Annotated in this window: 8 protein-coding genes; 2 read left to right on the forward strand and 6 right to left on the reverse strand. The window is 39.8% G+C overall.

The window, feature by feature from the left end:
* The coding region (locus B4237_RS06755) for a ferredoxin reductase (RefSeq protein ID WP_286942333.1) at window positions 1–817 on the reverse strand (817 nt) is incomplete at its 3' end.
* A 138-nt stretch (window positions 818–955) separates the two neighbouring features.
* Between B4237_RS06755 and fabR the strand changes: the two genes are divergently transcribed.
* Window positions 956–1,651, forward strand: a complete 696-nt coding sequence (gene fabR / locus B4237_RS06760; RefSeq protein ID WP_007481339.1) for an HTH-type transcriptional repressor FabR — start codon at window positions 956–958, stop codon at window positions 1,649–1,651.
* Window positions 1,652–1,675: 24 nt separating this feature from the next.
* Here the strand turns inward: fabR and B4237_RS06765 are convergent, their stop codons facing one another.
* On the reverse strand, window positions 1,676–2,809 hold the full coding sequence (locus tag B4237_RS06765) for a DUF389 domain-containing protein (RefSeq protein ID WP_278596619.1): 1,134 nt from the start codon (window positions 2,807–2,809) through the stop codon (window positions 1,676–1,678).
* 250 nt (window positions 2,810–3,059) lie between these two features.
* On the opposite strand from B4237_RS06765, the gene dps reads away from it, so the two are divergent.
* Window positions 3,060–3,557 (forward strand): DNA starvation/stationary phase protection protein Dps, encoded by a 498-nt coding sequence (dps, locus tag B4237_RS06770; protein WP_004880945.1) that lies wholly within the window; start codon window positions 3,060–3,062, stop codon window positions 3,555–3,557.
* Window positions 3,558–3,617: 60 nt separating this feature from the next.
* On the opposite strand, the gene rapA is transcribed toward dps, so the two are convergent.
* The 4 genes from rapA to hemL form a co-directional block, all read right to left on the reverse strand.
* Entirely contained in the window at window positions 3,618–6,455 is a 2,838-nt protein-coding gene (gene rapA / locus B4237_RS06775) for an RNA polymerase-associated protein RapA (protein ID WP_286942339.1), read from the reverse strand.
* Between the two features lie 143 nt (window positions 6,456–6,598).
* Window positions 6,599–7,243 carry an RluA family pseudouridine synthase gene (locus B4237_RS06780; protein WP_286942341.1) on the reverse strand — a complete coding sequence of 215 codons (645 nt, stop codon included), beginning with the start codon at window positions 7,241–7,243 and terminating at the stop codon, window positions 6,599–6,601.
* A 142-nt stretch (window positions 7,244–7,385) separates the two neighbouring features.
* Window positions 7,386–7,802 (reverse strand): GlcG/HbpS family heme-binding protein, encoded by a 417-nt coding sequence (locus B4237_RS06785; protein WP_257736299.1) that lies wholly within the window; start codon window positions 7,800–7,802, stop codon window positions 7,386–7,388.
* 347 nt (window positions 7,803–8,149) lie between these two features.
* Window positions 8,150–9,244 (reverse strand): glutamate-1-semialdehyde 2,1-aminomutase (gene hemL / locus B4237_RS06790; protein WP_286942344.1); only part of this gene is annotated, 1,095 nt, incomplete at its 5' end.

Here is a 9,244-nt window from a genome sequence, read left to right on the forward strand (position 1 = left end):
TAAAACCTGTATCAGTTAAATCAGCATCGAACTGGCTCAAACTAAAGGCTTCTGTTTGAATCGCAGCAGCATGGCTCAATAACGCTTCAGCTGTCGCCGCAAACCCTGATGGGCCACATGCATAAACAGTTGTGTTATCTAAGTTTTCAAGTTGATCTATATGCGCTTGATTCAAACGTTGATCTTGGGCTTGAGTATAAAAAACCTGATAGCTAAAATTAGGAAAATTTTCTGTAATTTCAGTCAAATAATCGACATAAGCAGCATCTTCATTGGTTTTAACCCAGTACATGAGTTTGACCGTTGTTGTTTTAAGTTGCTTTGACTGGCTCAAACCTTCAACTAAACTCAACATCGGTGTAATACCACTTCCCGCTGCAAGCAATAACAAATGAGGGGTTTGAATATGTTGTTGCATATCCCCGTAAGGTTGACCCAAACGTAAAATATTTCCAACTTGACTCTGCTCGACCAACCATGAACTGACCACACCTTGGTCTACTTTTTTCACAGTTAAGCACAGATGATCATGATCTAACTGCATCATGCTATAGGTGCGCTCATAATGGCGACCAGCAATCTCTACAGTGACAGGATGATGTTGCCCTGCTACGCCATGTTTAACATGCCGATTGCATTGCAAAATAAGACTAACCGTATCTTTTGCCACAATTTGTTTTTTTACGATTTTGGCAAGTGGCTGATTTACAGACCATAATGGATTAATTTTCTGTAACCAAAAATTGGTGTCATGACTATTCATTACGCTTTGAGCTAATGAATTGAATAGAGAAATTCTCTTTTCGACTGCTTGCATGAGCGATAACTCTGATCGTTTTTTAATTATTATACATATGTATATATATTTGTATATACACTCGTATAAAAATTTACATTTCACAAGTTCATCGACTACAGCTATAATCCCGACTAGCTTACTTATATTTTGAAAACAATGGTTCATTCTTCTTTTTTACCGCTCGGCTCAGACACATTAAATGAACAAGATGTCATCGCGATGAAAACACCTGTACGTTCAGTTGGCAGAAAAGCAACAATTACGAAAGAAGAGTTATTCCAAGCAACTTTAAATCTAATTGGCCCGCAAAAAAGCATTGCTTCATTGAGCTTACGTGAAATTGCACGTGAAGCTGGTATTGCTCCAAATAGCTTTTATCGTCATTTCAAAGATATTGATGAACTAGCCATTGCTTTGATTGATCGTTCTGGTTTAGTGCTACGTAAAATTATTCGCGAAGCACGCTTACAGGCATCAATGCAGCACAGTATTATCCGCAGCTCAGTTGAAGTATTTATTCAACAACTTGATGCAGATGAAGGAAATTTAAGTTTATTGCTTCGTGAAGGCTACACAGGTTCAACCTCGTACAAAGCTGCGGTTGATCGTCAACTTAATTTCTTTCAACAAGAACTCCAAGAAGATTTAATTCGTTTAGAACAAATGAATGATAGCAAAATCAGCCATGCTGACCTTGTTGCCAAAGCAATTACGCAACTTGTATTCAACATGGGCGCACGCGTTATTGATATTCCTTCTGAGCAACGCATGGAAGTTGCGGAACAAACCATGATTATGATTCGCATGATCTTAGAAGGCGCTCGTCATTTAGATGAAGCAAGTATTCGTTAAGTCTTCTCTATATTCTTTCATTCATTATTGAGTGATTAAGCGCTTAGCAGCTCGATCACTCAAATTTAATGTTTGCTTATCCCCTGCCTGAATAATTTGCACAGGTACAAACCGAACCTGAACAATAGTGGGTTTCTTTTTGGTGTCCTTCGGCAAAACCTCATTTAATTTTTGAATTTCCATCGAACTTGGTACTGTATCGCCCTCGACCACCACACGGGCTAAGGTATATTCACTTTGAGCATCGAACTGTATTTTATCGATAATATTATTATTCTTATTTAACGTCGAAATGATTACGGTACGTGCTTTGGTTTCATAAATTTGCTTTTGAATCATATGCAAAAAGTTTGCAGTTAAATACACACCGAGAACCAGCAGAAATAGTAAGCTCACAAAGTTTCGTTTAACAAATTCTATTACATTACTTTGTACCTCCTCGTCTGATCCGCGTCTAAAACCTGCGATCCATAACACTAAAGAAGAACTAATTTGAATTGCGATAATATTGGTAAACGCCAATAACAAAGCATTCGCAGAGAGACGTAAATCCCAATGCGCAAGTAAAATACCACTTGCAACCAAAGGTGGAACAAGTGCTGTAGCAACTGCGACCCCAACAACAGCAACGGATAATCGTGGCGAAACTGATGCAAATGCCCCAGCAGCTCCCCCTGCCAGTGCAATCATTAGATCGATCACATTCGGTTGAGTACGGGATAGAATTTCATGTGTTAGCGGCATATTAAAATTAATAAGCCCCAATATCACCCCTATTCCAAAAATCATGGCCACGCCAAGTGCTAAGGTCTTTAAGGCTGTGACGAATAAGATCCAACGATTATCAATGAAAGATAGTGCAATCCCAGAAATTGGTCCAAGCATCATTGCCACAAGCATCGCACCAATCACTACAGCAGAAGAATCAGCGAGTAGACCATAACCTGCGATCACAGCAGCCAAAGCATTCATAATAAAAAATGTTTTGGTGGGTAATGCATCTGCCTGAATATTGAGACGTACGAGCTTATGATCTATCTTTTTAGAATTTTCACGTAACGCTTGCTTATAGCGTAACTTTTCTTTTAAAACCTCAATCTTCTCTTGTTCTGGATGATCATTAATAACAATGGTTGCTTTATCTTTTTCATTTTCCATTTGTTCTATCTCTTCATTTGAAAGTCAAATTGGCTACCGATTTTATCGGTGCTATTTAACATTTATCTTAGATCAGTCTACTTTAACCTAAGATGCTGTAATCACTTCAAAAAAGGTATTTAAACTCACTATAATTTACAAAAGGCTTAACAATTCGAACACTCATCTGGCCGCTCACGGCTTACTCTAAATATGAAATAAATAGTTTTTATTCACTGTGTTTCACAAACGATAACTGAATGAGGTAACTATGAATTCTTCAGCAGCGAAAAATTTAAAAGTTTATACACGTAATAATTTAGATGATTCGATTAAAGAAGCGACTGTAAAAATATTAAATCAAATTCTTGCCAATCTTATCGATTTATCATTATTAACCAAGCAAGCGCATTGGAACATGCGTGGTAGTAATTTCATCGCAGTGCATGAAATGTTAGATATGTTCCGTACTTCAATTATTACCCACTTAGATAATGTCGCTGAACGTGCAGTACAAATCGGTGGTACAGCTCTGGGTACAACTCAGACAGTTTCTGAAACGTCACACTTAAAACCATATCCTGTGGCGATTCATGCGGTTCAAGATCATCTGAAAGAACTTGCTGATCGTTATGGTGTTGTTGCGAATCATTTGCGCGATACGATTGATGAAATTAAAGATCCGATTTCGGAAGATATTATTCATGCAGCTTTAGAAGACCTTGATCAATATTTATGGTTCTTGGAAGCCAATATTGAGCAAAGCTAATTATTTTTTAGCAAATAAAAAAGAGGACTCAATTGTCCTCTTTTTTTGTTTCTATCTCAGTTAAGGTTTAACTACAACTAAGACTTGAATTGCTTCTGGTGTCACAGACAAACTATCAAGTAAGCCTAACCCTTCTTTTTGGAACTTCTGTAAACGCTCGATTTCATCTTGGCGAATACTTGGGTTAAATTGCTTTAGGTAAGCTAAACGGTCAATTTCATATTGCCATTTTCCACTGTAATGTTCTTTCGCTTGTTGCATTAACTCTGGTAATGATTCTTTTGCAATATCCAAAGCTTGTGCATAACGTGACTCAATTACTTCACGACGCGCTTTCACCACTTGACGACAGCTATTGCCATCTAAATGATGTAAATATGGACGCAAAATGCTTGGATCAATCTTCGCAGACAAGTCTTGACCATTTTCACTCAGTAATACACGGATCAATTGCTTTGGCAAACTTGCTGGTAAATTCAGAGCTTTTGGTGCAACTACATCAACCTTAAACCAAACCTCAAGTAAGACTGAACCCTGCTTCAATGCATTTGATTTCAGCAATGCAACATTGGTACTACCAAATGATTGTGTACGGATCATTTCCATCACACTTTCAATAAATGGGTGTTCCAAAGTCAAATACTGAGCATCTTCACGAATCTGTGCCTGATCACGATAGAAGGTCGCCGTCATGCCTTCTTCATCCAAGGTTAGACCTTGAACTTGCATTTGATCCGTTGGTTTGATGATCACTGTACCGTTACTTTGCTCGTCAAAATCGATATTGGTTGATGACATAAAACGCTTCACAAACATCGGCAAAGTGGTGTTGTCATCATAATCTTCAAGCGCTTGAACAATGCCTTGCGCTACAACAGGACGGCAAGAGTTATACTCAAGTAAGCGGTCACGACCTGCTTGTAATTCAGCTTCTAATGCTTGACGTTGTACATTCACTTCTTCGAGTAAATCTTCAAAAGTCTGACCTTGATCCGCCAATAAGCAGTCTTTCAGTTCAACAATAAAGTTTTCTTGTAGCGTTTGTGCCGTAGGAGAAATATTGCTGAAAATATTAAGTGCTTCGTTATACCAACGGAACATACGCTCTTGCGCTGTACCCATGAGATAAGGCACATGAATTTGGATACGGTTTTCTTGGCCGATACGATCCAAACGGCCAATACGCTGTTCAAGTACGTCAGGGTTTGCAGGTAAATCAAATAAAATCAAATCACTGGCAAACTGGAAGTTACGTCCTTCCGAACCAATTTCCGAACAAAGAAGAATCTGTGCGCCATAGCTGTCTTCTGCAAAGTATGCAGCCGCTTGGTCGCGTTCCAATAAGCTCATGCCTTCATGGAACATTGCGGTACGAATACCTGCATGTAAGCGCAAAACATTTTCCAAGGCTTCAACCACTGGCCCACTACGCGCAATCAACAACACTTTTTTATGTTTTAAATCTTTACGCAAAACTTCCATCAACCAAGGTACACGCGGATCATTTTCCATCCACGCGCCATCAAGTTGACCTTCTTCTGGCCACATTTGCTCTCGCATTTTACCATCGAAAGACCAGTCTTCTGGTGCTGGCAATGGCGCAGGTTGGCAATCACGGCCTGGGAAACCTTGAATCGCTTCGCGGGTATTACGGAATAAGATACGACCTGTACCATGACGATCCAATAATTCGTGAATCGCACGCATACGCTGTTCAGGCTGATCTTCAATACGATGACCCAATAAGCCATCCAATGCAGTAAGATGCTCTTCTGTTAATGGATCATCAGACATCAACACTTCAGCAACTTTTGCTGTTTGTTGATATTGTTCTTCTTCGTCAAGGAAACGATCTAAGCTACTAAAACGTTGCGGATCGAGTAAGCGTAAACGTGCAAAATGACTTTCTACACCTAACTGTTCAGGTGTTGCAGTGAGTAATAAAACACCCGCAGTTTGCTCTGCAAGTTCTTCGACTAGATCATAACGATCATTACCGCCTTCTTCTTCACTCCACATCAAATGATGTGCTTCATCGACAACCAATAGATCAAAACCAGCTTCCATCGCCTGCTCACGCAAGTCATCATGGTCAACCATCAGGTCGACGCTGGCAATAATGCATTGTTCAGTCAAGAACGGATTCAAATCAGGATCATGTTCTTTGATCGAAGCAGTACGGGTTAAATCAAACAATGAGAATTGCAGATTGAAACGACGGCGCATTTCAATCATCCACTGATATTGCAGTGAATCAGGCACTAAAATCAGGATACGTTCTGAACGTCCTGTTTTCAGTTGTTGATGAATGATCAAACCTGCTTCAATGGTTTTACCTAAACCCACTTCATCGGCCAATAAAACGCGTGGTGCAAAACGCTTACCAACTTCATGCGCAATATAAAGCTGATGCGGAATTAAACCGACACGCGCACCAAGAAAACCACGTAAAGGACTAGTGTGCATTTGCGCTTGCAACAACATTGCTTCAATGCGGAGGTCATACCACTCTTTATAATCGACTTGGCTTGCCAAAAGACGTTCTAAGGGTTTTGACAGCTGGATTTGCGCACCAATACGGGTTTCGTTCAGTGACTTGCGTTCTTGTTCGCCATTTTCCAGCGTACGAACTACATCATAACGAAGGACACCATGACGGTCTTCAATCGACTCAACAGTCCACTTGACGCCTTCTTGGTCTTGCACTTCATCATTAACGTTAAAGATGATGCGAGATAAAGGCGCATTGTTTCGTGCATAGACACGAGTTTCATCACTTTTAGGGAATAAAATGCTGATAGAACGTTCATCGACATCAATAAGAACACCTAAACCAAGTTCAGTTTCTGTATCTGATAACCAACGTTGACCAATAGCAAACTGCTGCAATTTTTCCACCTTTATCTCAAGTTAGCCCACATATTGTATTCCTTAAATCAGATTAAATTTAAGGCATTTTATGTAGTTTTCAACAATGTATTTTGACACAAAGCACGATCAAATAGCGTGCATCACATCGTGTTTCATAAAAAAGTTTTAGACTAAAACGGCACGGCACAATTAAAGCTAAGTTGTGCACCAGTTTTAGGATGAGCGAAACTCAATTGTGTTGCATGTAAACACAATCGATCGTAAAGCTGCTGCTGTTCAGGTGTGGCATATAGGGTATCACCGAGAATCGGATGACCAAGATATTGCATATGCACACGAAGCTGATGTGAACGTCCTGTAATCGGAATCAATTTGACTCGAGTTACAGCTTGTCCTTGAATTTCTAGATGTTCGATCACTTGCCATTCGGTTAATGCAGGTTTGTGATGATTAGTATCAACGATATGTAATGGCGGGCGACTTGGATCATAAATCACAGGAATATCGACAGTACCCTGACCTTCTAAATGTCCTACAACCAAAGCTTGATAAATTTTAGAGGTTTGACGATCTTGGAATTGGCGTGAAATATTACTCTGTCCAAATTTAGACAAACCAAACACTAAGATGCCAGAGGTATCACGATCTAAACGATGAATCAGTAAGGTTTTAGGTTGTAGTTCTAATAGACGATTGATTAAACAATCTTGTAAATCTGGCGTTTTCCCAGGTACGGTGAGTAAGCCTGCTGGTTTATGGATGACCATAAAATCTTCATCACGATGAATCAAATGTTCACTTAGAAAATCACTCAAGGTAGCCTTCCAACGACTGGATGAAAACAAGCGGGCAATCATAAAAAGCTTGGCGCTGAATTACAATGCATGACACGTATTTTTACTCTTTTTTTTCGTGTTTTTCTCGATATTTCATCCAGAATTGAATTTAAATGATGATTTAGGTCTGTTGCTCTAGGAATTGTTGAATCGCATGCTGAGCAATTTCTGCATCTTGAAAAGATTGTACACCTGAAATACCAACAGCCCCTACTACCTGCCCTTGATAAACTATCGGCTCACCACCTTCTAACATGCCGTTTGCAGCATTTATGGTTAAAAAGCCAATTTTACCATCACGGATCATATCTTCTGATACTTTGGTTGCTCTACGGCTAACCGCAGCAGATTTCGCTTTTTCTTGACAAATCTCGGTCGATAATACCGATGCACCATCCATACGCTTCATCATCAGCAGCGTTCCACCTTCATCAACCACTGCAATACTGACATTAAAGCTATGTTCTGTTGCATATTGTGATGCTGCATCAACCAGAATTTCTACATCCGCAGCAGTTAAATAATGTTTAGTTTTCATCCGTTACTCCATTCCTATGAGTTTCTTATAAAAAGTTTGTTTAAAATTATATTATCAGCACTATCTTACAGCCTGCCTAAGCCCATATATCCACGCTTTGGAGCAGTTAAAGACAAACACAAAGATAGTGGATTATTCAAGCATATTTTACTCAATGGTACAGTAAAGATTCTTTATATTTATTGCTATTCTTAGCTTAGTTTTATCGTACAAATAAATGAGACTTCAGTAAGATTCCGTTGCGATCAAGCATTATTTTTAAACCTGTTAAGCTCTATATTCAGCTCAATTAAAATGCATCCATAAAAAAAGCCCGAATAAATCGGGCTTCTGTATGCATCATAGCATTATTTCATTTCTGCAAAAGTTTCTTTTGCTGCCTGAATAGTGTCTGCAATATCTTGATCTGAATGCATCGATGAAATAAATCCGGCTTCAAATGCCGATGGTGCTAAATACACACCACGCTTTAACATGCCATGGAAGAATTTCTTAAATGCTTCAACATCACAGGCCAACATTGAATCAAAGCTGGTAATGTCCTCTTGATCGGTGAAATACAAGCCGAACATGCCACCCACTTGTTGAGTTTTAAATGGAATACCCGCTTCGTCTGCCGCAGCCTGTAAGCCTGCAAGTAATTTTGCGAGCTGTGCAGCCAGCTTGTCATAAAACTCTGGTTCACGAAGGTGTTTGAACATCGCAATACCTGCGCGCATTGCCAATGGATTACCTGACAATGTACCTGCTTGATAAACGCCGCCTAAAGGTGCGATGCACTCCATGATTTCACGTTTACCACCAAAAGCACCGACTGGTAAGCCCGCACCGATGATTTTACCCAACGTCGTCAAGTCAGGTTTAACTTTATAGACTGATTGTGCACCACCTAGAGCAACACGGAAACCTGTCATTACTTCATCAATGATAAAGACAGATTTGTATTCATCACAGACATCACGAATTGCTTGTAAGAAACCATCGATTGGTGTCACTAGATTCATGTTGCCTGCAACGGGTTCAATGATTACACCTGCAATCTCATGACCGAACTTGCTAAAGCATTCTTTCAATGCTTCGATATTATTATACGGCAGCGTTAAGGTATGTTTTGCAAAATCAGCAGGCACACCTTTTGAGGTTGGTTCTCCTTCCCCTAAAGTCAATAAGCCTGAACCTGCTTTCACTAATAATGAATCCGAATGACCGTGGTAGCAGCCTTCAAACTTTACAATCTTGTCACGACCCGTATAACCACGTGCCAGACGAATCGCCGTCATGGTCGCTTCTGTACCCGAACTGGTCATACGCACCAATTCAATTGAAGGCATGATCTCGCAGATAGTATCTGCCAAAGTTGTTTCATGTACCGTTGGCGCACCAAAGCTTAAGCCATCTTCCGCAGCAGTTTGTACTGCTTGAATAATATCTGGATGCGCGTG

The sequence above is a fragment of the Acinetobacter sp. UBA6526 genome (assembly GCF_002434875.1).
Classification (GTDB): domain Bacteria; phylum Pseudomonadota; class Gammaproteobacteria; order Pseudomonadales; family Moraxellaceae; genus Acinetobacter; species Acinetobacter venetianus.

Excerpts from the sequence above, each read along its gene's own strand:
- fabR (WP_007481339.1), top strand. The coding sequence starts at position 956 with ATGGTTCATTCTTCTTTTTTACCGCTCGGCTCAGACACATTAAATGAA.
- B4237_RS06785 (WP_257736299.1), bottom strand. The coding sequence starts at position 7,802 with ATGAAAACTAAACATTATTTAACTGCTGCGGATGTAGAAATTCTGGTT.
- dps (WP_004880945.1), top strand. The coding sequence starts at position 3,060 with ATGAATTCTTCAGCAGCGAAAAATTTAAAAGTTTATACACGTAATAAT.
- B4237_RS06765 (WP_278596619.1), bottom strand. The coding sequence starts at position 2,809 with ATGGAAAATGAAAAAGATAAAGCAACCATTGTTATTAATGATCATCCA.